This is a genomic window from Kitasatospora sp. NPDC023385 (genome assembly GCF_055664045.1).
This window is the reverse complement of the sequence record NZ_JBVOOL010000010.1, coordinates 153293-175704: the sequence shown is the minus strand read 5'-3', so window position 1 is coordinate 175704 and position 22412 is coordinate 153293. Positions and strand designations below refer to the sequence as shown.

Annotated in this window: 18 protein-coding genes; 11 read left to right on the top strand and 7 right to left on the bottom strand. The window is 73.4% G+C overall.

Annotated features, from left to right (window positions below):
- Positions 1 to 254: 254 nt before the first annotated feature.
- The 4 genes from AC0B61_RS18135 to AC0B61_RS18120 form a co-directional block, all read right to left on the bottom strand.
- Complete coding sequence (locus AC0B61_RS18135) at positions 255 to 1121, bottom strand: NmrA family NAD(P)-binding protein (protein WP_471741671.1); 867 nt, start codon at positions 1119 to 1121, stop codon at positions 255 to 257.
- Entirely contained in the window at positions 1118 to 1606 is a 489-nt protein-coding gene (locus AC0B61_RS18130; protein ID WP_471741670.1) for a hypothetical protein, read from the bottom strand. Before AC0B61_RS18130 ends, AC0B61_RS18135 begins: the two co-directional genes overlap by 4 nt.
- 185 nt (positions 1607 to 1791) lie before the next feature.
- The gene (locus AC0B61_RS18125; RefSeq protein WP_471741669.1) at positions 1792 to 2331 is read right to left on the bottom strand and encodes a MarR family winged helix-turn-helix transcriptional regulator; all 540 of its coding nucleotides are present in this window, start codon (positions 2329 to 2331) and stop codon (positions 1792 to 1794) included.
- Between the two features lie 105 nt (positions 2332 to 2436).
- A complete protein-coding gene (locus AC0B61_RS18120) occupies positions 2437 to 3030 on the bottom strand; it encodes a TetR/AcrR family transcriptional regulator C-terminal domain-containing protein (RefSeq protein WP_471741668.1) in 594 nt (197 codons plus the stop codon).
- A gap of 24 nt (positions 3031 to 3054) precedes the next feature.
- Between AC0B61_RS18120 and AC0B61_RS18115 the strand changes: the two genes are divergently transcribed.
- From AC0B61_RS18115 to AC0B61_RS18105, 3 genes are all read left to right on the top strand, one after another.
- Positions 3055 to 3345: a hypothetical protein gene (locus AC0B61_RS18115; RefSeq protein ID WP_471741667.1), complete on the top strand. Its 291-nt coding sequence runs from the start codon at positions 3055 to 3057 to the stop codon at positions 3343 to 3345.
- 252 nt (positions 3346 to 3597) lie between these two features.
- A complete protein-coding gene (locus tag AC0B61_RS18110) occupies positions 3598 to 5214 on the top strand; it encodes an alpha/beta hydrolase (RefSeq protein WP_471741666.1) in 1617 nt (538 codons plus the stop codon).
- A gap of 422 nt (positions 5215 to 5636) precedes the next feature.
- A complete protein-coding gene (locus AC0B61_RS18105) occupies positions 5637 to 7184 on the top strand; it encodes an FAD-binding oxidoreductase (RefSeq protein ID WP_471741665.1) in 1548 nt (515 codons plus the stop codon).
- A 228-nt stretch (positions 7185 to 7412) separates the two neighbouring features.
- Here AC0B61_RS18105 and AC0B61_RS18100 read toward each other — a convergent pair whose 3' ends face one another.
- Entirely contained in the window at positions 7413 to 8162 is a 750-nt protein-coding gene (locus tag AC0B61_RS18100; protein WP_471741664.1) for an ABC transporter ATP-binding protein, read from the bottom strand.
- A gap of 407 nt (positions 8163 to 8569) precedes the next feature.
- Between AC0B61_RS18100 and AC0B61_RS18095 the strand changes: the two genes are divergently transcribed.
- The 3 genes from AC0B61_RS18095 (at position 8570) to AC0B61_RS18085 (ending at position 15891) form a co-directional block, all read left to right on the top strand.
- The gene (locus tag AC0B61_RS18095; RefSeq protein ID WP_471741663.1) at positions 8570 to 11908 is read left to right on the top strand and encodes an FtsX-like permease family protein; all 3339 of its coding nucleotides are present in this window, start codon (positions 8570 to 8572) and stop codon (positions 11906 to 11908) included.
- The gene (locus AC0B61_RS18090) at positions 11905 to 14772 is read left to right on the top strand and encodes a hypothetical protein (RefSeq protein WP_471741662.1); all 2868 of its coding nucleotides are present in this window, start codon (positions 11905 to 11907) and stop codon (positions 14770 to 14772) included. Before AC0B61_RS18095 ends, AC0B61_RS18090 begins: the two co-directional genes overlap by 4 nt.
- 126 nt (positions 14773 to 14898) lie before the next feature.
- Entirely contained in the window at positions 14899 to 15891 is a 993-nt protein-coding gene (locus tag AC0B61_RS18085; RefSeq protein ID WP_471741661.1) for an ABC transporter ATP-binding protein, read from the top strand.
- Positions 15892 to 15912: 21 nt separating this feature from the next.
- Here AC0B61_RS18085 and AC0B61_RS18080 read toward each other — a convergent pair whose 3' ends face one another.
- The gene (locus AC0B61_RS18080; protein ID WP_030230913.1) at positions 15913 to 16098 is read right to left on the bottom strand and encodes a hypothetical protein; all 186 of its coding nucleotides are present in this window, start codon (positions 16096 to 16098) and stop codon (positions 15913 to 15915) included.
- Positions 16099 to 16742: 644 nt separating this feature from the next.
- Between AC0B61_RS18080 and AC0B61_RS18075 the strand changes: the two genes are divergently transcribed.
- A complete protein-coding gene (locus AC0B61_RS18075) occupies positions 16743 to 17417 on the top strand; it encodes an AAA family ATPase (protein ID WP_471741660.1) in 675 nt (224 codons plus the stop codon).
- 20 nt (positions 17418 to 17437) lie between these two features.
- Here AC0B61_RS18075 and AC0B61_RS18070 read toward each other — a convergent pair whose 3' ends face one another.
- Positions 17438 to 17623, bottom strand: coding sequence for a hypothetical protein (locus tag AC0B61_RS18070; RefSeq protein ID WP_471741659.1), 186 nt, complete (start codon positions 17621 to 17623; stop codon positions 17438 to 17440).
- 357 nt (positions 17624 to 17980) lie between these two features.
- Here AC0B61_RS18070 and AC0B61_RS18065 point away from each other — a divergent pair, with 357 nt between their 5' ends.
- From AC0B61_RS18065 to AC0B61_RS18050, 4 genes are all read left to right on the top strand, one after another.
- Positions 17981 to 18733: a thioesterase II family protein gene (locus tag AC0B61_RS18065; protein WP_471741658.1), complete on the top strand. Its 753-nt coding sequence runs from the start codon at positions 17981 to 17983 to the stop codon at positions 18731 to 18733.
- A 183-nt stretch (positions 18734 to 18916) separates the two neighbouring features.
- Positions 18917 to 20164, top strand: a complete 1248-nt coding sequence (locus AC0B61_RS18060) for a styrene monooxygenase/indole monooxygenase family protein (RefSeq protein WP_471741657.1) — start codon at positions 18917 to 18919, stop codon at positions 20162 to 20164.
- A gap of 178 nt (positions 20165 to 20342) precedes the next feature.
- Positions 20343 to 20798, top strand: coding sequence for an archease (locus AC0B61_RS18055; protein WP_471741656.1), 456 nt, complete (start codon positions 20343 to 20345; stop codon positions 20796 to 20798).
- A gap of 70 nt (positions 20799 to 20868) precedes the next feature.
- Complete coding sequence (locus AC0B61_RS18050; protein WP_471741655.1) at positions 20869 to 22296, top strand: RtcB family protein; 1428 nt, start codon at positions 20869 to 20871, stop codon at positions 22294 to 22296.
- The last annotated feature ends 116 nt before the right edge of the window (positions 22297 to 22412 follow it).

The window sequence follows — 22412 nt, the reverse complement described above, 5'->3', positions numbered from 1 at the left end:
CTCACATTGACTGAATCTGACGATCTATCAGTCATTAACAGTGCCGTTTCGCCAGTGATGTGACGGTAGGTCAGTTGAATTGACGGACCGTCAGGTCAACCTTCGGAGCGTGATCCATGCCACAGCGAATGCTCCTCCCTTCGGGTGGCGGGCCCGGCGTTTCGGCCATTTCACGGAGGTCCGCGTCAGGCCGTCACCAGCCCGCCGCCCGAGTGGAGCGATCGGTGGGCGGTCAGGGGGCGGTCAGAGGGCGGTCACCGGAAGCAGTGCAGGTGTTCGCGGAGGAAGGCCTCCAGGGTGCGCGGGCTGCGCCCGGTGACGTGGGTGAAGGTGCCGTCGGGCGCCTCCCGGCGGACCACCGCCAGCTGCTGGATCTCCACCACGTGGGCGGCGAGCCAGCCGGGCATCCCGGCCCGTCCGACCAGGTGGGCGTGCAACTCGGCCGGGGAGAGGTCGAGGTAGCGGACCGGCCGGCCGCGCAGCTCGCCCAGCAGCGCGACGAGTTCCGGGTAGCTGTAGGCCCGGCCGCCGGTGAGCGGGTAGGTGCCGCCCGCCAGCTCCGGCCGGGTGAGGACGTCGGCGCCGAAGTCCCCGATGTCCCGGACGTCCACGTAGTTGCACCGGGCCTGCCCCATCGCGCCGTGCACCATCCCGGCGGCGGCGATGCCCGGCGCCAGCAGCAGCAGTTTCTGCATGAACGCGTACGGGCGCAGGACGGTGGTGGCGATGCCGGAGGACCGCAGTCGCTCCTCGATCAGGTGGTGGCCGCGGGAGACCGCGACGGGGGAGTCCGGCTCGGAGGCGGGCGCGGAGACCTTGACGACGTGCTCCACGCCGCAGTCGAGGGCGGCCTCGATGGCGTTCAGCTCGTACTGCACCTGGTGGGGAGCGTTGGCCATGGTGAGGAAGAGCTGGTCCGCGCCGCGGAGGGCCGCGCGGAGCGAGTCCGGATCGGCGGCGTCGGCCTTGAAGGGCTCGGTCTGTGCGAGGGTCTGTTCGTCCAGCCCGGCGGCAAGGCGGGCGGGGTCGCGGCTGAGCGCGCGGCTGGGAGTGCCGAGAGCGGCGAGGCTGCGCAGGGTGGCGCCTCCGGTGGCGCCGGTGGCGCCCATGATGACGATCATGACATCTGCCCTTCGGGTCGAGGGGTGGCGGGGAGTCGGTGCTGCGATTCGCGGGTCCGCCGGCTGCCGCGCCAGCGCCACGTGGTGATGGTGGCGGCGATCGCCGAGGAGACCGGCAGGTCGATCGGCACCCGGCCCGGCCAGGGGCTGTCGGAGAGGGCCGGGACGTGCGGGAGCCAGCGTGCGGCGGCGAGGCCCACGGCGAGCGCGAGGGCGGCGGCCACCAGTCCGAGGGCGGCGGCCGCGAACGCACGAGGTGTCCGGACGGGCTTCGCACGGGCGGGACGGCGGCGCAGGGCCGAGCCGAGGGCAGCGGCCACGACGGCGGAGGTGCCGCCGATGGTGGTGGCGGCGGCGACCACGAGCTGCGGCTGGTGGGTGAGCGCTCCGCCGATGCCGGCGGACGCGGCGGGCATGGCGTAGGCGACCAGCACCTCACGCCACAGGACGAACGGCGGCGGTGCGCCGGGGGCCTTCTTGCTCATCGATTGCTCCTTCGTACTCGGCGGGAATGTTCCGACGTGTGATTAGGTAGCTAACTATTGATGCTTAGGTACCTAACCATTGGGGCCGGAAAGAGGCGGGCCGCTCGGTGGGCGGCCCGCCCGTCCGGTCCGGTGGTCCGGTCCGGTGGTTCGGTCCAGGGGTAGGCCCGGGGGTCGGTCCGAGGTCAGTCTGTCGGTTCGAGGTCGGCCTGGGTGAAGGCGTCGATGCCCGCGACCACCCGGGCGAGCAGGTCGAGGAAGGTCGTGCGCTCATCGACGGAGAGGCCGCCCACCAGCGCCTGCATCCGGGCGAAGTGTTCGGGCGCGAGGTCGCGGAGCTTGTCGGCGCCGCGCGCGGTGAGGATCACCACGTTGCCGCGCCCGTCCTCGGTGGAGGGGCGGCGGGCCACCAGGCCGTCCCGTTCCAGGCCGTCGACCAGGCCGGTCACGGTCGCCCGGGAGACGCCGAGGCTCGACGCGAGCTGGGACGGCGACTTCTCCCCGCCGTGGTCCTCCAGGTCGGCCAGCAGGCGGTAACGGCCGGTGGAGAGGCCGAATCGGCCGAAGTGCACCTCGCTGGCCTGGCCGATCCGGGCGCCGGCCGCCATCAGCCGGGCTGCGACCAGGATCGCCTGCGGATCGGCCGCGAGGCCGTAGCGGGCGACCTGGCGGCGGGCCTGGTCGAGGGTGGGGGCGCCGGGGTCGGGCTCGGAGTGCTGCGTCACGGAAGTAATATGGTGCCTAATCAGATGGCTCGTCAAGTGTGTCCTGCGAGTCCTCCGTCCGGGCGGCACCCGCGCGGCGGGATCGCGGCGGTGGGGATCGGTCTCTCAGGACCGCCGCTCCCGCGCGTCCTCCAACTCGGCGGCGTAGCCGGCGAGCAGGATGCGCAGGGTGCGGTGGAAGCACTTCTCGGAGTCGAGGCCCTCGCCGGTGCTGAATGCCTGCGCCAGGTGGGGGTAGGTGTCCCCGTCCAGTGCGGCGAACTGCTCGGGGCGGGGCTCGGTGCCCTCGTGGTGGGGTGTCTCGCCGACCTCGCCGAGGGTGTGGCCGATGGTCCACCGGACTACCGAGTTGAGCACGTCGAGCGCGTCGGCGAGCGGGACGCCGTCCTCGTGGAGCACGGTGATACCGCGTTCCAGCAGGCTGAGGGCGGTGGGAGTGGCGGCCGGGCGGGTGGCCAGGACGGTGAGCATGGCAGGGTGGTCGAGCAGCAGTCGGCGCAGTTCGACGGCGAACTGCCGGACGACCTCGGTCCACGGGCCGCTGGGCTCGGCGAACAGGTCGCCGGCCGACAGTTCGAGCAGGCGCTCCACCATGCCGTCGAGCAGGGCGGCCTTGCTGGGGACGTAGTAGTAGAGCGTCATGCCCTCGACGCCGAGCGCTGCGCCGAGTTTGCGGTTGGAGAGCGGGGAGGATGTCATGCAGCTCGTCGCCGTCATGGTGCTGTGGAGTACGGGGAGTTCCGCAAGGCGTGGATCCCCGACGAGGTGTTCCCGGACGACCCGCGCACCCGGCTGATCAGCGCCACCGCGCTGGAGGACTCGCGGGAGATCCTCACCATCGCGCTGATCGAGGGCGAGCACGGGCCGGAGTCCATCCAGGCCTGGATGGAACGGCTCGCCCCGGTCGAGGAGCGCCGCTTCGGGCGGATCAAGGACCTGGTCGGACCGCCGACCCTGAACGCCGTGTACCAGGTGGTCGCCGAGGACGACCTGTCGCAGCCGATCGCGAAATAGCGTGGTCGGCCGAGCGTCGGGCCGGCGACCTGCGGTGCGGTCGGTGGCACGCCGGTTGCGGGGGCCGAACCGTGCCGAAGACCCCGTCGGTTGATCCGACATCAGATCAAAGGGCCGTCAAGTCGGTTTATTCACAGAATATTCCGCAGTTTTAGGTGCGGCGCGCGGACGTTTTCCGCTGTGCCGAGGTCTTCACACGGAGATCTCCGGCTGACAGGCTGGGGCAGCCCTTTTCCGTACCGAGGAGGTTCCTTGTCCCGCATATCCACGATGGCCGGAGCAGTCGCCGTTGCCGTCACCCTTGTCACCGGTTCCACCGTCGCCGCCTCGGCGGCGCCGATCGGCCAGGCCCCGGGCCTGGCCGAGGCGAAGGTCGACCCCGTCGCCTGGACCCCGTGCAACCCCGACCCCAGCAAGCCGGACCCGGGCATTTACGACTGCGCCGTCTATCCCGTGCCGATGGACTATGACAACCCGTCGGGTGAGAAGGTCGGCATCGCCATGATGCGGCGGCGGGCGAGCGACCCGTCTAAGCGGATCGGCTCGCTGTTCCTCAACCCGGGCGGCCCGGGCGGCAGTGGCTACCTGTGGGCGACGACCTCCCGCTTCGGCCCCGAGGTGCAGTCCAAGTTCGACCTGATCGGCTTCGACCCGCGCGGTGTGGCCCGGAGCAACCCGCTCAAGTGCTTCAAGACCCAGGAGCAGGCCGACGCGGTCAACAACCGCATGGTCGGCGTGCCGGTCACCAAGACCGAGGTCGACGAGACGCTGGACGCGGACCAGGACTACACCGACGCCTGCAGCCAGAACGCCGGACCACTGATCGAGCACATGTCGACCATCAACGTGGTGCGCGACCTGGACCGGATGCGCCGCGCCGTCGGCGACTCCCAGCTCAGCTTCGCCGGGTTCTCCTACGGCACCCTGATCGGTTCGACGTACGCGAACATGTACCCGAACAAGGTCCGGGCGATCATCATCGACGGAAACGTCGACCCGAACCTGCGCCTGCACAACGGCCTGGAGTACGACCGCCAGCGCGCGGGCGGCTTCGAGCTGGCCCTGGACGAGTACCTGAAGCGCTGCCAGGCCGCCGGCGCGCCCCGCTGCGCCTTCGGCGAGGGTGACACCCGGGCCAAGTTCGACCAGCTCCGCGACCACCTGCGGACCAGCCCGATCACGCTGCCGAACGGCTCCCGGGTGACGCTGAGCAGCTTCACCAGCGAGGTCGCCAGCGCACTGTACTCGCAGGCCAAGCTGGCCCCGCTGGCCAAGTCGCTGCAGGCGACGTACCAGGTGCTGCAGAAGCCGAACGCCGCGACCCTGCTGGCTCCGAAGGCGAACGTCTCGGACGAGGACGCCAACCTCCTCTCGGTGGACGTCCCGCGGGCGCTGCGGGAGGCGCCGGTCGACTCCGAGTACACCGCCGACGACTCCTACATGGGTGTCAACTGCCAGGACAAGCCGTACCCGTCGAACGACCGGGTGTTCGCGAACGTCGCCAAGACCTGGGAGCAGGAGTCGCCGACCTTCGGCCGCTACCAGGCCTTCGACGCGCCCGCGTGCGCGAGCTGGCCCGCCCCGGCCCGGGACGCCGAGCGCTTCTCCGGCCCGTGGAACAAGAAGACCTCCAACACCGTGATGGTGATCGGCAACCTCTACGACCCGGCCACCCAGTACAAGTTCGCCCAGCGGATGCAGCAGGAGCTGGGCAACGCCGTGCTGGTCAGCGTCGACGCGATCGAGCACTGCGCCGTGGGCCGTAGCAAGGCGCTGAACGACCTGGTCACCCGCTACCTGGTGGACGGCACCGCGCCGAAGCCGGGCCAGCTGCTGAAGCCGGACGCGGAGATCTTCCCGGCGGCCTGACGGCGGCCGCACCTCGGGGCGCCCGAGGGGCGAGCCGTCGGTCGTGGTGGCCGGCGATGCCGCCAGCCACCACGACCGGGTTTTCCGGCCGGCTTCTCGGATTGCGCGGACAATGCGGAAGAAGATCGTCACCGAACCTCCCGGATGGTGGATTTCCCTGAGTTGTCGGCGACCATAGCCGATGCCACTGACAATGGCGGCTGAAGGGAACGGGGGAGGTGGATGCCCTATGTCGCGCCATAAATGACGTACTGTCACACTTTTTAAAACCGTTTCTCTGGATCGAATACCCGTGTTAGCGTGCGGCTCGCCAGCTTCTCTCGACACCGAGAAAGTGGGGACAGGGCATGCAGCACGATTTCTCCCGACGGGGATTCCTGGGCGGTGCCGGCGCGGCGGCGGCCGGGATCACCGTCGGTTCCATGAGCACGGCGGCCGCCGGGGGCGCGCCACGGGAACTGCCGAAGGGGCAGTCGATCCGGCCGGGCGATCCCCGTTACCGGACGCTCAGCCAGGGCTTCAACCAGCGGTGGCGGAGCAGCCCCGCCTACGTCCGACTGGTGGGCAACGAGGCCGACGCCGTGGCCGAGTTGAACCGGGCGCTGGACCGCGGGCTTCGGCCGACGGTCCGCGGCGGCGGGCACTGCTACGAGGGCTTCGTCGACAACGACCGGGGCGTCATCCTCGACCTCAGCACGATGCGCGGCGTCGCCGCCTCCACGGACAAGTTCGGCCGGCCCACGTACTGCGTCGAGGGCGGTGCGACCAACTGGGACATCTACACCACGCTGTTCCGTGAGCACGCCGTCACCCTGCCCGCCGGGTCCTGCTACTCGGTCGGCGCGGGCGGGCACATCTGCGGAGGCGGGTTCGGGGTGCTGTCCCGGCGGCACGGGCTCACCGTGGACCACCTCGTTCAGGTCGACGTGGTCACCGTGCGGGGCGGCACCGCCGTGGTGACGGAGGCGCACCGCGAGGACGCGAAGGGCTCGCCCGAGCAGGACCTCTTCTGGGCTCACACCGGCGGCGGTGGCGGCAACTTCGGGGTGGTGCTGCGCTACCACTTCGCGGCGGACGTGCCCCAGCCGCCGCCCCGGGTCTGGCTCAGCAGCGTCGCCTGGCCGTGGGACGAACTACTGGAGAAGCCCGCCGACTTCGAGACGCTGGTGCGCAACTTCGGTGCCTTCATGGCGGAGCACAGCGGGCCGCAGGAGTCGGTGTACCAGGGCCTGTTCGCGATCCTCAAGCTCACCCACCACTCCAACGGGAACGTCGTCCTGTTCAGCCAGTGGGACGGTGACGACCCGGCTCCGCTCGACGCCTTCGTGGCGGCCGTCGAGCAGGGCATGGCCACCCGCTCGGTGGTGCAGACCCGCGCCGCCGGCGGACTGTTCCTGCCGTACCCGGAGAAGCGGCGGCAACTGCCCTGGTTCCAGGCCACCATGACGCTGAACCCTTCGGGCGACAACCAACGGGGCAAGTACAAGTCGGCTTACCACCGCAAGCCGTTCAGCCCGGCCCAGATCGCCACCTTCTGGGACTGGCTGGTGCGGGACGCCGAGGGCGCGGACCTCTCCAAGACGCTGGTCCAGATCGACTCCTACGGCTGCCGGATCAACACCCGCCGACCTGCCGAGACCGCCGTCCCGCAGCGCGACTCGATCATGAAGCTGCAGTACCAGACGTACTGGACCGACCCGGCCGAGGACACCGCGCACCTGACGTACCTGAGCGGCCTCTACCGAGGCGTCTACCGGGAGACCGGTGGAGTCCCGGAGATCGACACTGCCACGGACGGCGCCTACGTCAACTATCCGGACGTCGACCTGGGCACGGCCGGCGAGCCCGACCCCGCCTACCCGCGCCTCTATTACAAGGCCAACTACGCGCGGCTCCAGCGGACGAAGGCGTACTGGGACGGGGAGGAGGTGTTCCACCACGCTCAGTCGATCGTCCCGGCCAAGGGCTGACGCCCCCGCCCACCGCACCCCCGCGCCTGACCGGGTGGGCGCGGTAGGGCAGGGGCAGGGGCAGAGCAGGGGCAGGGACGGGGACGCATGAGGGCCGCACCCCGCAACCCCACGCTTCCCCGCCCCGCCCCGTCCCTGCCCGCCCGGCCCCAACCGCGCAGTGTCGGTCTGCCGCGCAGTGTTGGTCCGGCGCGCGGGTGGTGACACCGGCGAGCGGGCCCGCGCCCGCTACGCGGCCTGCTCCGCCGCCTCCTCCACGACCCGTCCGTCCCGGAGCTCGATCACACGGTCGGCGAGTCCCATCAGCGTCGGGTCATGGGTGGCGACCAGCACCGTGACGCCCTCGCTGCGCACCACCGCGCGCAGCAGCTCCATGATGGAGCGGCCGGTCTCCGAGTCCAGCTGGCCGGTGGGCTCGTCGGCGATGATCAGACCGGGCTCGTTGGCCAGCGCGCGGGCGATGGCGACGCGCTGCTGCTGGCCGCCGGAGAGCTCGCCGGGGCGCTGGTTGGCGTGGCCGGCCAGGCCGACCAGCGCCAGCAGGGTGTGCGCGCGCTCCTCGCGCTCGGTGGCCGGGACCTTGCGCAGCCGCATCGGCACGCCGACGTTCTCGGCGGCGGTGAGCATCGGGATCAGCCCGAAGGACTGGAAGACGAAGCCGATCCGCTCCCGGCGCAGGGCGAGCCGGCCGTCCTCGTTCAGTCCGCCGAGGTCGACGCCGTCGAGGGCGATGCTGCCGCCGGTCGGGCCGTCCAGTCCGCCGACCAGGTTGAGCAGGGTGGTTTTGCCGGAGCCCGAGCGGCCCTTGAGCGCGGTGAGTTCGCCGCGGCCGACGGTGAAGGAGACGCCGCGCAGGGCGTGCACGGTCCGCTCGCCGGTGCCGAAGCTGCGGCGGAGGTCGGTCACGGTCACCATTGGTTCGGCGGTCGTGATCGTGGTCGTGGTCGTGGCGGCGGTTGCGGCCTGATCCTGCGTCATGCGGCGGCCCCCCTGTGGGCGTGGTTACCCGGTTCCATTGGGTCTCTACGGATACGACGGCTCTGCTGGTTCACGTTCCCGGAAGAGAAATCCGAGAAGGCGGAGTTCGTCGGCCAAGGGAGCGTGCTGGAACCGGAGTTGTGAAGTGTGCATGGCATTGACGGGACATCCCCGGCCGGGATGCTATCAATGAAAGGAATTTGCTCATTGCTTACTTGATTCGCGCAAGTCCCTTCCGTTCCTGGACTGTTTCTGACAGCATCGTCCGCTATCCGGTGACCGAATGCCGGTGATCAATGCGCCGGTGTGCTCTCGAATGTCCCTCCGTGGCCGATTTGTGCTCGGATCGGAACGATGGGCGGGGCCGGCGCACGCTACCGGGGACGTGAATCCGGGGGAGGAATTTGATGCTCGGCTTCGTCGTGCGCCGACTGCGCGGGCGACTGCCGCTGGCTGCCGCCGTCCTGCTGACGGTGCTGATCACCACGGCGGTACTGACCGCCCTGGTGACCTTCAACAGCGGCGTCGGTCAGGCCGGCCTGCGGCAGGCGCTCCAGGGCTCCAACCACACCCGGACCACGGTGGTGGTGACGGCCGAACACGGGGCGGACCAGCGGGCGAAGGACGAGGAGGCGCTCGCCTCCTTCCGGCAGAAGCTCTTCGGCGACCTGCCGGTTCGCACCGACAGCCTGCTGCGCAGCCGCTCCTACGGCCTGCCGGCCGCCGGCGCACCTGGCGCACCTGGCGCAACCGGCGCGCCCAGCACGCCCGCCCCGGCGACGGCAGCTGCCCAGGCCACCGGGGACCAGGCAGACCTGACGCTCCTCGCCGACGTCGACCGCGGCCGGGCGCGCCTGGTCGCCGGTGCCTGGCCGGCCGCCGTCACCGGGCCGGTCGAGTCCACTGTCCTTCAGGTCGCCGTGCCACAGAGCATGTTGGCGCGGCTCGGCCTGGCCGAGCAGTCCCTGCCCGCCGACGTGCCGCTCGTCGACCGGCTCGACGGCAAGCCGCTGACCGTCCGGGTCATCGGCGCCTACCGGGCCGTCGACCCGTTCGACCCGTACTGGCGGACCGATCCGGTCGGTGGTCACGAGGTCGAGGTCGGCGGCTTCACCACCTTCGGCCCGATGATGGTCGACCAGAGCGCCTTCGCCGCGGGCGGCGTGCCCCAGAGCAGCCGCGGCTGGTTGCTCGACGCCGACTTCGCCAGCGTCGACCGGGCCACCGCCCAGGCCGTCGGCGGCCGCGCCCGGGGCCTTTCGGACGACCTGCAGAAGTCCGCGTCGCTCACCGTGAAGACCCAACTTCCGGACGTGATGAGCGAGTTGGCGGCCAGCTTGATGGTCGCCCGGTCCACTCTGCTGATCGGAGCCTTGCAGCTCGCGGTGCTTGCCGCCGCTGCCCTGCTGCTGGTCGTCCGCCTGATCTCGGCCCGCCAGGAGCGGGAGAACGAGCTGCTCGCGGCCCGTGGCGCCTCCGGCGTCAGGCTGGGTGCCTTCACCGCCCTGGAACTGCTGCTCCTCGCGACGCCCGCCGCGGTGTTCGCGCCGCTGCTCACCCCGTTCCTGGTCCGCGTCCTGGCCGGCCTCGGCAGGTCCCACCAGGTGGCCCTGGACACCGGCATGACCTGGACGCTGTGGCCCGTCGCGGTGGGTTGCGCCCTGGCCTGCATCGTGCTGGCCACCGTGCCCAGCCTGCTCCGCGGCGCCGGGGCGGCCCTGCGCCGCAGGACCGGACGCCGCCAGGCCCTGGTCTCCGGCGTCGCGCGCAACGGCGGCGACCTGGCGGTGCTCGCGCTGGCGGCGCTCGCCTACCAGCAGCTCGACCAGTACGGCGGCGGACTGTCCGTCGACTCCTCCGGGCAGAACGACGTCGACCTGCTGCTGGTTGCCACGCCCACCCTGGCACTGTGCGCGGGCACCCTGGTCGTCCTGCGCCTGCTGCCGCTCGCCGCGGTGCTGGGCTCGCGGGTGGCGGCCGGGGGTCGTGGCCTCGGCCCGGCCATGGTCGGCTGGCAGCTGGCCCGTCAGCCCGCTCGCGCCAACGGCCCGGTGCTGCTGCTGGTCCTGGCGGTCGCCACCGGTGTGCTCGCCCTCGGCCAGCACGCCACCTGGACCGCCTCCCAGCGCGACCAGGCCGCCTTCGACACGGCGGGCGGCCTGCGCATCTCGGCCGCGCACGGCTCTCTGATGGGCCAGGGCGGCCGCTACGGCGCCCTGCCCGGAGGCGACCGGCTGGTCCAGGTGGTGCGTGAGGATCAGGTACTGCCCACCGGCTCAGGAGTGGTGCTCGCCATGGACGCCGCCGCCCTTGCCGACCGCGTCCCGGTCCGCGACGACCTGCTGGACGGGCACACCCGACAGGAGTTGTTCGCCCCGCTCGCGCAGCCCGCCCCCGCCGGGGTGCCGGTCGGCGTGCCGTTGCCCGGTCATCCGCTGCGGATCGACGCCGACCTCTCCATCCGCCAGGAGTTCGACGGGACGAAGGTCCTGTCCGGCGGCAGGTCGGTGGCCGCGTTCCCGCCGGAAGTGACGCTCCTGCTGCGGGACCGCTTCGGCTACGTCCACAAGGTTCCGTTCGCCGGCCTCCCGCTCAGCGGTGACCTGCGCGCCTCGGCCCCGCTGAGCGCGCTGGTCGACGCCCCGATGGGCTCCGCCGCCGCACCGCTGACCGTGGTCGGCGCGACGGTGTCCTTCAGCGACCGTGCCGGCGGCGAGGTCACCGTCCACCGGCTGGCGGTCTCCGACACCGCCGAGGGGCCGGCCACCGTCGTCCCGCCGCCGACCGGCCTGTCCTGGACGGGCACCTCGCTGCCCGGATCGTCGAAGGGCCGGCCGCCCGTGGCCGCCGTCGGGACCGAACCGGCCGACGCCGAAAAGCTGTTGAGCGTCCGGTACGACTTCGCGGACGGCCGGGGGGAAGCCCTCCGGGCCGTCGTCGGCCCGGCCGGCGCGAGCGCGCCCACCAGCGTGTCCGGCGTCGCCACCCACGACTACCTCAGAGCCGTCGGCGCCTCGGTCGGCAGCTCCATCCAGGTGCCGTTCGCCGGGACCACCGTCCTGGTCAAGATCACCGGCGCGGTCGAGGCCCTGCCGGTGGCCGGCCGCAGCGCGCTCGTCATCGACCTGCCCACCACCGCACGGCTGCTGGCCGCGCAGGGCCGGTCGCCGTCCGGCCAGGTCGAATGGTGGCTGCCCGCCACGGGCCCCGGGGACCGCGTACCGGCGGAGGCCGCCGCCGCCCTGCGGGCCGCACCCGGCGCCCAGGACGTCCAGCTCTACGACGAGGTCTCCGAGGGTTCCCTCGGCGACCCGGTCGGCGCCGCCCCGCAGAGCGCCCTGATGGCGATCGCGGTCGCCACCGCCGTCCTCGCGGCGATCGGCTTCGGGGCCGCCGTGGCCGGCTCGGCCCGGCAACGCTCCCAGGACTCCGCCCTGCTGCTCGCCCTGGGCGCGCCCCGCCGCGTGGTCACGCGTGCCACCACCGCCGAGTACGGCCTGCTGATCGCGCTCGGCGGAGCCGTCGGGCTGGTCCTCGGTGCCCTGCTCGTCCACCTGATCGTGCCGTTCATGGTGCTGACCCCGGCCGCCCGGCGCCCGCTGCCGGAGCCGCTGATCCAGCTGCCGGTGGGTCAGGCACTCCTGTTCACGGCGGCGATCGCCGTTGTCCCGCTGCTGTCGGCGTTCCTCATCGGACGCCGCGGTCGAAACGTGGCCACTCGGCTGCGCCTCGTGGAGGAGATGTGACCAGCAAGGGGGGCACCGCCCTGCCCGACCCCCGTAACCACCCCGGTAACGACCCCCGTACCGACGCCCGTACCGACCCCCGGACCGATCAGCGTCCCGGCCCCCGTCCCGCGCCGTGGGTCCGCACCCGGCTGCGCGCGAGCCCGCTCGCGGCCCTGCTCATGGCGGCCCTCGCGTTCGTCACGGTCTTCCTGGCGGCGTCCTTCCCGCGCCTCGCCGACCGGAGCGCGGACGCGGCGCTGCGGGACTTCGTGAGCCAGCGTGGCCTCGTCGCGACCAGCATGCAGACCGTCTCCAGGACGCGGGAGAGCGACACCGTGGCCAACCTCGACACGGTGCAGCGCACGCTCGCCGAGAGCATCGGCCGGAAGCTGCCGCTGACCCAGCCCGACCAGGCCCACGGCGCCCGCACCATCGGCTTCGGGAGCATGCTCAACAAGGGGTACGCCCGGCTCTCCGACGACGCCGCTCCGGGCCTCGGCCTGACCTACCTGGCCGGCCTCGCCGACCGGGTGACCCTCGTCGAGGGGACCTGGCCGGGCCCCGCCGCCCCAGGCGCTCCGGTGCCGGTCGTGGTGAGCCGGCAGGCCGCCGGGACCATCGGCATCAAGCTCGGCGACGTCGTCGACAACGGCGTCGACGGGACGGGCAAGCCACTGAACAGCGTGGTGGCGGGCTTCTACCGGGTCAACGACCCGCTCGACCCGTTCTGGGCCGACCTCGGCTGCCCGGCCCGCGCCTGCCTCGACCTGGGGACGCACGGCAGCGCCTTCTGGAAGACCACCGGCTTCATCGACGGCGCAAGCCTGCGCACGCTGTCCGGCTGGGGCTGGAGCGTCGAGAACTTCTGGCGCCTGCCCGTCGACACCTCGACGCTCCGCGCCGATCAGCTCGACCGGACCCGCAGCGCCCTCAACTCCTTCATGACCGGACCCGACGCCCCGGCCCTGGCGGCCGCGACCAACCGCGCGGACCTGCACACGACCTCGCTGCTGTCGGACATCCTGTCCCGGGCGGACGCCCGCTACCGGGCCGCCGTGCCGCTGAGCGCGATCGGTCCGGCCGGTGTCGCGGGCGTCGCCACGGTGGTGCTCTGCCTGGCCGCCGCGCTGAACACCGACCGGCGCACCGCCGAGATCAGGCTGCTCCAGGCCCGCGGCGGTTCGCGCGCCGGGGTGCTGCGGCGCCTGCTGGGGGAGGGCCTGGTGACCGTCCTGCCGGCCGCGGTGCTCGGGACGCTGCTCGCCCTGGTGCTGCTGCCCACCCCGCGGTGGGGTGCCGCGGTGACGGCCGGCCTCGCGGCCGCGCTGCTCGCCCTGCTGGCCTTCCCGGCCCGGGCCGCCCTGTTGTGGTCGCGCCGGCCGGCAGCCGGTGGCCGCCGCCGGCTGGTCGGCGAGCTCGTCGTCCTGGCCGTCACCGTCGCGGCGGTGGCCGAGGTCCGCCGGCGCGGCGTCGGCCACGGCGGCGGAGTGGATCCGCTGCTGGTTGCCGCGCCGTTGCTGCTGGCCGTGGCCGGCGGACTGCTGCTGGCCCGGATCGAGCCGCTGCTGGTCGGCTGGCTGGCGTCGCTCGCCGGCCGCGGCCGCGGTCTGATCGGCTTCCTGGGCCTGGCCCGGGCCGCCCGGGACTCCTCGGGCCGCCGCCGGCCGTCCGCGCTGCCGCTGCTGGCCCTGCTGATCGCCGTCACCACGACCGGCTTCGGCGCCACCGTGCTCGACACGGTGGACCACAGCCGGTTCCGTGCCGGGCGGATCACGACCGGTGGCGACGTCTCCGTCGTGGTCCCGCAGTACGGCACGCTGCCGGAAGCGTTCACCAAGGCCGCCGGCGAGCTGCCGGGCGTCCGGGCCGCGACCAAGGCCTGGGTGGAGCCGAAGGCCCTGTTCATCGGCGGCGACCAGGACTACACCAAGGCCGTCCTGGTGGTGGCCGAGCCGACGGCGTACGCCGAGATCGCCCGTACGCTCGGCGTCGGCGAGTTCGACCCGGCGAAGCTCGCCGCCACCCCCGGCGGAGCGGACACCCCGGTGCCCGCGCTGTTCAGCCGGGACCTGGCCAAGCGTCTGAGCACCGGCGCGCCCAAGGTGCGCACACCCAACGGGAACGAGCTGCGCACCACCGTCGCCGGGATCGTCGACGCCACCCCCGCACTGCCGGACCCGGGCCTGCCGTTCGTCGTGGTGGCCGCCGGCCCCGCGGCGGAACGCCTGCCGGAGCCCGTGCAGGTGAACAGCTGGTTCGCCGTCGGCGACGTCGACCCCGGGCGGGTCAGGACGGTCCTGCGCGAGCAGGGCCTGACCCAGCCGACCGGCATGGCCAAGCTGATCTCGGAGGAGGCCACGGCCGCGGGCCGGACCACCTACGGGCTGCCGCCCGGCTACACGGTGCACAGCAGCCAGGAGACCATCGCCGCCCTCGCCGCCGACCCGCTGCAGCACGCCGCCGGACGACTGTTCTGGTACGCGGCCGCGGGCGGGGCCGGATTCGCCCTGCTGGCCGTCCTGCTGACGCTGTTCCGGGCCGCGCCCGACCGTACGGCCGTGCTCGCCAGGCTGCGGACCATGGGTCTGCGCCCCCGCCAGGGGCTGGCACTGATCATCGCCGAAGCCATGCCGCAGACCCTCGCGGCAGCCGTCGGCGGCGGCCTGGCCGCCACGGCGGCCGTCGGACTGCTCGGTTCGGCCTTCGACATCTCGACACTGGTCGGCGCCAAGGTCGGCGACGTCCTGACCCCGGCACTGATGCCGGTGCTGCTGCCCACGGCGGGCCTGGCCCTGCTGGTCGGCCTCGGGGTGGTGCTGGAGACACTGATCGCCGGCCGGCGCCAGATCGCCACCGAACTGCGCGCGGGGGAGCGGCAATGACGCGGGAACCGGACGTACCGGCCCTGACCGCGGTGAGGCCCGCACCGGCAGCGGACAGCGGCGGAACAGCGGCGGAACAGTGGTGAGCGGCGCGATGATGCACACAGTCGAGACAGGAGACGAGCGGTGAACAGCACCCCCCAGGGGCAGACGGTCGCCGAGGCCCCCAGCCTGCAGGAGCTCCGGCAGCGGGCGCTCGCCGCCGCCTCGCCCAAGGCGTACGGCGAGGGCGCGGCCATCGTCTGCGACCGGCTGGTCCGGATCTTCAGTACCGAGGGCGTCGAGGTCCAGGCGCTGCAGGGGCTGGAACTGACCATCCAGCAGGGCGACTTGGTGGCCCTGGTCGGTGCCTCCGGCAGCGGCAAGTCCACCCTGCTCACCATCCTCGCCGGCTTGGACGTGCCGACGGCCGGCGCCGCCACCGTGGCCGGCTGCGACCTGCTGGAGATGTCCGTCAAGGAGCGGCTGCGCTACCGGCGCGAGGTGGTCGGCTTCATCTGGCAGCAGACCGCCCGCAACCTGCTGCCCTTCCTCACCGCCGGCGAGAACATCGCGCTGCCCATGCAACTGCGCGGCGGCCGCCGGTCGGGCGCCGGCGGGGCGAAGCGGCAAGCTGCCCGGGTGGCCGAGTTGATGGAGGCGCTGGAGATCGGCGAGCTAGCCCACCGGCGACCCGACGAGCTCTCCGGCGGTCAGCAGCAGCGGGTGGCGATCGCGGTGGCGATGGCCAACAACCCGCCGGTGCTGCTCGCCGACGAGCCCACCGGCGAGTTGGACTCCGAGACCGCCGGGGTGATCTTCGAGTCCTTCCGCACCGTCAGCCGCGAACTCGGCACCACCGTCGTCATCGTCACCCACGACCCGATGGTCGCGGGCGAGGTGCGCCGCACGGTCGCCATCCGGGACGGGCGGACCAGTAGCGAGGTGCTGCGCCGCACCGTGACGGACGAGCACGGCGAGGAGTCGGTCAACGAGCGCGAGTACGTGATGCTGGACCGCACCGGGCGGGTGCAGCTGCCGGTCAAGTTCCTGGAGGCGCTCGGCATGGAGCACCGGGTGGCGGTCGACCTCGCGGCCGACCACATCGAGGTCCGGCCGGACGACATCGCCGGGCACTGACCGACTGCGGGCGGCGCGGCGTCAGCTGTCGCCGCCCATCCGCTGGAAGAGGCCGCTGCCCTCGGCGTCCGTACGGAGGCCGGGTGGCGGCGCCTCCTCCGCGGCGCGCTCGCCGCGGGCGGTGGCGGTGCAGAGGGCGAAGACGAGCAGGGCACTGGCCGCCACGGCGAGGATGCCCAGTGCGGTCAGGACGCGTAGCCAGGTCAAGGTAGTGCCTCCTGGGGACGGTGCAGGGAACGTCGCCGGGGGATGTATCGGCAGGTCGGCCCGCACGGTCGAGTGCCCACGGACGGTTCTTCCCGCCGGGGGCCGCGCGAGAGGTCGCCCGCAAGGGCGCTCGAAGCACTGGTGGGGCGCGTAATGCCGCCTCGCGCGCCCCCAACCGTTCGGCGGGATCGCCGGCAGCGGCGGGACGGCGTCAGGGGCGCAGCGGCGTGCACGCGTTCCAGCCGGTCCGGGACGGCGGTCGCGATCAGCATCGCCTCGCGGACGTCCGGGTGGGTGCGCAGCTGCTCCTCGACCTCGCGGGGGAACACATTGTGCCCTTCTGCGATGGCCATCGGATCCCGCCGCCGGGCCACCGTGAGATAGCCCGCCGCATCCAGTCTGCGCAGGTCGCCCGTCCCGAAGTGCCCGCTCGGTCAGCTCCGGGTCGCGCCAGTAGCAGGCCCTTCCCGTCGGCGATCGGACGCAGAGCTCGCCGGCCCGGCCCGGCGGCCACTCCGTGCCGTCCTCGTCCAGGACCCGCGCCTCGGTGTCCGAGTACGGGCGGCCGGCGAGGGCGAGCAGCCGGTCAGGGCGCGGTCGGGGCGGGACCGGCCGGGCCGCCTTGTTAGGGTTCCCGGTCGGACATGGACGGGGGGCTGGTGGGCGGCGGGGTGGATGCGGTGGTGGTGCCGAGCGGCGTGGTGGACCTGCGGGGAGTCGCCGGGGCGGGGTTCGTCGTGGCGTACCCCGGTGACGCGGTGGTGGTCGTGTCCGGACTGCCAGGGGCGGGCAAGAGCACGCTGCTGCGGCGCTGGGGCGGGAGCGCGGTGCGGACGGTGGACCCCCGGACGGTGCACGAGGCCTGCGAGGCGGTGATGCCTGCGCGCCTGCCGTACGCCGTGTACCGGCCGTGGGCGCGACTGGAGCACTTCCGGCTGCTGCGCTCCTCGGTGCGGCGCGGCGGGCCGCTGCTGGTGCACGACTGCGGGAGCCGCGCCTGGATGCGGCGCTGGCTCGCCCGCGAGGCGGGCCGCCGGGGCCGCGAACTGCACCTGGTGCTGCTGGACGTCGGCGCCGCCACCGCACTGGACGGCCAGCGGGCGCGCGGGCGGCACGCCTCCGCCCGGGTGTTCGCCCGCCATCACCGGGGCCTCGAACGGCTGTTGGCCGCGTTCACCCGGCACTCGCGGTCGGGCGGGCCGATGCCGACGCCCGAGGCCGCGTCCGTCCTGCTCCTGGACGCGGTCTCCCGCTCCCGCGCGGACGCGGTGACCTTCGGGTCGGCGGCCTCAGGGGCGGCGGGCCGGGCGGCGGGCTGACCTCAGCCGGTGGGCCGGCCTCAGCCGTGCGCGCGGCGTTCGGCCTCCGCGTGCCACCAGCGCGGCGGGGACGGTCCGTCGACGGTGGCCGAGGGCTGCTCGGGATGGAGCCCCGGCCGGCGCAGGGCGTCCGCGGCGACCTGGACGTCGATCCAGCCGCGCCAACGCCCGTCCGGGCCGATGCCGCAGGTCAGGCCCCAGCGCATGGCGTCCCCGGGGAAGGGCGTCCAGTCGATGCCCCGCTCACGCAGTCAAGCGCGGACAGCGGCCGGCGGGGTCGGGCGGCCCGGGAGGTTCTCGTACGCGGCGATGGTGACCCAGTCGGCGGCAGGCTCGTTCATGGGGCCATCGTGCCAGGGGCCCGGCTGGCCGGAACGCGAATTCGCGGCCGGCAGGAGCCGGCAGCAGCCGGCGGCGGCCTGTAGAGGTCCTGAGCGGCCACCACGCCCTGACGGGGAACCGCCCGATCGGAAGGAGTGATCATCACACCACTCCGTGGTCGCCCCCCGGCACTGCCAGACTGGGGCCAGCAGAGTCCGTCACGGAGAGAGGCCACACCCCGCATGCCCAGCAGCGCTGCCGTCGACAACCCGTGGTTCCGCCGGTTCAATCCGTCCGAGTCCGCGCCCGCCCGGGTCGTGGTCTTCCCGCACGCCGGCGGCTCGGCCAGCTACTACCTGGAGTACGCCAACGCGCTGGCGCCGTACGCCGATGTGCTCGCCGTCCAGTACCCGGGCCGGCAGAACCGCTTCATGGAGCCGACGATCAGCTCCGTGCCGGAGCTCGCCGAGGAGCTGTACCGGGAGTTGCGGGAGTGGACGGACCGGCCGCTGACCTTCTTCGGCCACAGCATGGGCGCGGCCGTCGCCTTCGAGACGGCGCGGCGCTTCGAGCGCGACGGCGTGCGGGGGCCCGAGCGGCTGTTCGTCTCGGCGGGCCGCGCGCCTTCGCTGCCCCGGGACAGCGAGGTGTACAAGCTGCCGGACGACGAACTGCTCGCCAAGGTCGTCGCGCTCGGCGGCACCGACGAGCGGATCCTCACCATCCCCGCGCTGCGCGAACTGGTGCTGCCGGCCCTGCGCGCCGACTACACCGCCATCGAGACGTACTGCTGCGATCCGGACGTGACCGTGTCGCTGCCGATCACCGGTCTGGTGGGGGAGACCGACGCGAACGCCACGGTCGAGCAGGTCGGCCAGTGGGAGCGGCACACCACCGGCGCCTTCGACCTGCGGGTCTTCCCGGGCGGACACTTCTACCTGGCGGACCGGACCGACGACGTCGTCCAGGTGCTCACCGCCCACCTGCGCGGCTGAGCCGACTGGCCCGACCCGACCCGACCCGGCCCGGCCCGCTGTCCGCACCGCAGAGGCCGCCCCGCCGGCGGCACCGCAGAGTCCGCCCCACCCGCCAACATCTCCGTCCGCACCGGTGACCGCGCCCGCCCCCTGGGCTACTGTGCGCCTTGACACACCCTCAACAACCACCGGGAGGCCGTGTTGCGCCGGATCGCCGTCGTCGGAGCGGGCCAGGCCGGCCTGCAGCTCGCGCTCGGGCTGCAGGCGGACGGGTACGAGGTGACGCTGGTCGCCGAGCGCACCCCGGAGCAGGTGCGCGGCGGGCGGGTGCTGTCCACCCAGGCGATGTTCGGCCCGGCGCTGCGGATCGAGGCGGCAGCCGGGCTGGACCTCTGGGCGGGGCGGGCGCCCGCGGTCTCCTCGGTCGAGGCGGTGCTGGCGGTGCCCCCGGCCGTGCGGGCGCTGGAGTTCACCATGACGCTCGACGAGCCCGCCCAGTCGGTGGACCAGCGGCTCAAGCTGGCCGGCTGGCTGGAGCTGCTGGCCGAGCGCGGTGCCCGCGTCGAGTACCGCCCGCTGGACCGGGAGGGGCTGTACGAGCTGGCCCGCCGGCACGAGCTGACGGTGGTCGCGGCCGGGCGCGGCGAGTTGGCCGGGATTTTCGCCCGCGACCCCGCCCGCTCGCCGTTCGACCGGCCGCAGCGTGCGCTGTCCTGCCTGTACGCGCACGGCGTCGGCGCGCCCGACCCGGCCGCCGGGCCCCGGGCGCGGATGCACGCCCTGCCCGGCCTGGGTGAGTTGTACCTGCAGCCGGCGCTCACGCTCTCCGGCCCCTGCGCCATCCTGCTGTGGGAGGCGTTGCCCGGCGGCCCGCTGGACGTGTTCGGCGACGCTCCGGCGCCGGACCTCCAACTGGCGCGGATCCGTGCGCTGTTGGGTGAGTACCTGCCGTGGGAGGCGGAGTTCTGGGCGGAGGCCGAGCCGACCGATGCCGGGGCCGGGCTGTTCGGATCGGTCACCCCGACCGTCCGGCGTGCGGTGGCCGAACTGGGCTCTGGCGTGGACGCCGTCCACGTCCTGGGCCTCGGTGACGCGGTGGTGGTGAACGACCCGATCACCGGACAGGGTGCCAACAGCGCCGCCCGCGCGGCGGCGGCCTACCGGCGGGCGGTCGTCGAGCACGGCGACGCCCCGTTCACGGCCGACTGGATGTGCCGCACCGCCGAACGCTTCTGGCAGCAACACGCGCGCCACACCGTCGAGTTCACCACGGCGATGCTGACCATGCCGGATCACCTTCAGGGCGTGTTCGCGGCCGCCGCCGAGCACGAGGAGGTCGCCCGCCGCCTCGCCAACACCTACGCCGAGCCGAGCGACCACGCCGCGTGGCTGGCCACCCCCGAGCTGACCGCCGCGTACCTCACGTCGCTGGGGGCCCCGCAGCAGTAGCCCCGTCTACCGCCCGTCCACAGCCCCGGCTACCGTCCCGGAGACGGCCCAGGAAACGGCCCCCCAACAGCGCCGGCCGGCGCCCCGCCCCAGGACGGCGGACGGCCGCACTTGCCCCCGGGCCGCCCGCGGGACGACGCTGGAAGGAAGACGGCAACGGGTGCGGGAGGCATCGCCCGTGGACGGACGCGAGCCCGCGGACCGGTCCGGCAGCGGTCACCGGAGCGTGCCGCACACGGCGGACCTGCGGGTGGAGGCCTGGGCGCCGACGGCCGAAGGCTGCATCGGCGAACTGGTGCACGCCGTCGTCGGCAGCTTCGCCGACCTGGACGGCGCGCGGATCGTCGGCGAGCGCGACTGCACCGTGGTGGCGGTGAGCGACGTGGACCTGCTCGCGGGCGTCCTGGAGGAGGTCATCTACCGGATGGACGCCGACGGCGAACTGCCCGTCGCCCTCGCCGTCGGCCGGATCGAAGGGCTGGACGGCGCCCGGAGCGTGGCAGTTCGGTTCCGGATGGCGGACACCGCCACCGCCGCGCTGGTCGGCGCCGTGCCGAAGGCCGTCTCGCTGTACGACCTGGACCTGGGCGCCGGACCGGGCGGCTGGACCTGCCAGGTCACCGTGGACGTCTGAACCCGGTCCGCGGCGGATGGACCCGGTCCGCGGCGGACGCAGCCGGAACCGTGGAAGCGGGGTGAGCGACGTGGAGATCGTACTGACCGAGGCCGGCCGCGACCGCTGGCGGATCGAGCCGCGCCCGCCGATGCGGGTGCCCGGTGTGGTGTTCGCGTCCGCCGCGCTGCTGCCGCAGGCCGCCGGGGACCGGGCACTGGAACAGGTGGCGAACGTGGCGGCCCTGCCCGGGATCGTCCGCGCCTCCTACGCGATGCCCGACGTGCACTGGGGCTACGGCTTCCCGATCGGCGGGGTCGCCGCCACCGACACCGAGGAGGGCGGGGTGGTCTCGCCCGGCGGAGTCGGCTTCGACATCTCCTGCGGGGTCCGGCTGCTGGCCGCCGGCGTCCACCGAGACGAGCTCGACCCCGAGCGGATCCGCCGCCTGATGGACCTGCTGGACCACACCGTCCCGCGCGGCCTCGGCCGCGGCGGCCTGTGGCAGCTGTCCGGACCGGAGGAGCTCGACGAACTCCTGCTCGGCGGCGCCCGCTACGCCGTCGAGCACGGCCACGGGGTGCCGCGCGACCTGGCACGCTGCGAGGACAGTGGGGTACTGGACGGCGCGGCCCCTGGCGAGGTGAGCACCCGGGCCGTCGAACGCGGACTGGGGCAGGTCGGCAGCCTCGGCTCGGCCAACCACTTCCTGGAGGTGCAGGCCGTCGACCGGGTGCACGACGACCGGACCGCGGCCGCCTTCGGCCTGCGGCCCGGCCAGGTCTGCGTCATGATCCACTGTGGTTCGCGCGGCCTCGGCCACCAGATCTGCACCGACCACGTCCGCGCCATGGACCGCGAACTGCACCGCTACCGGATCGACCTCCCGGACCGCCAACTCGCCTGCACGCCGGTCGACTCGCCCCGCGGCCGCGCCTACCTGGGCGCGATGACCGCCGCCGCCAACTACGGCCGGGCCAACCGCCAACTGCTCTCCGAGGCGGCCCGCCGCGCCTTCGCCACCGCACTCGGCGTCGGACTCGAGCTGGTCTACGACGTCTCGCACAACCTCGCCAAGCTGGAGACCCACGAGGTCGACGGCGTACCCCGCAAGCTGTGCGTCCACCGCAAAGGGGCCACCCGCGCCCTGCCGCCCGGCGACCCCGACCTGCCCGCCGACCTCGCCGAGGCCGGGCAGCCGGTGCTGGTGCCGGGCACCATGGGCACCGCCTCGTACGTCATGGTCGGCCTGCCCGGCAACGAGGCCTTCCACTCCGCCTGCCACGGCGCCGGCCGGGTCCTGAGCCGGCACCAGGCGCTGCGCACCGTCCGCGGCGAACGGCTCAAGAGCGACCTGGAGGCGCTCGGCATCGCGGTGCGTCCTACCTCGTGGCGGGCGCTGGCCGAGGAGACGCCCGAGGCTTACAAGGACGTCGACGCGGTGGCCGCCGTCACCGAGGCCGCCGGGCTGGCCCGGCAGGTCGCCCGCCTGGTGCCGCTGGGCGTGTGCAAGGGGTGAGCCGCGCCCTCCCGCGCCTGCCTGCTCCTGCCCATTCCTGCCCATTCCTGCCCATGCCCGCCCGCCCCTGCCCTTTCCGGCCGCGTCCCTCGACTCGCCCGCCCGGGCGCGCTTTG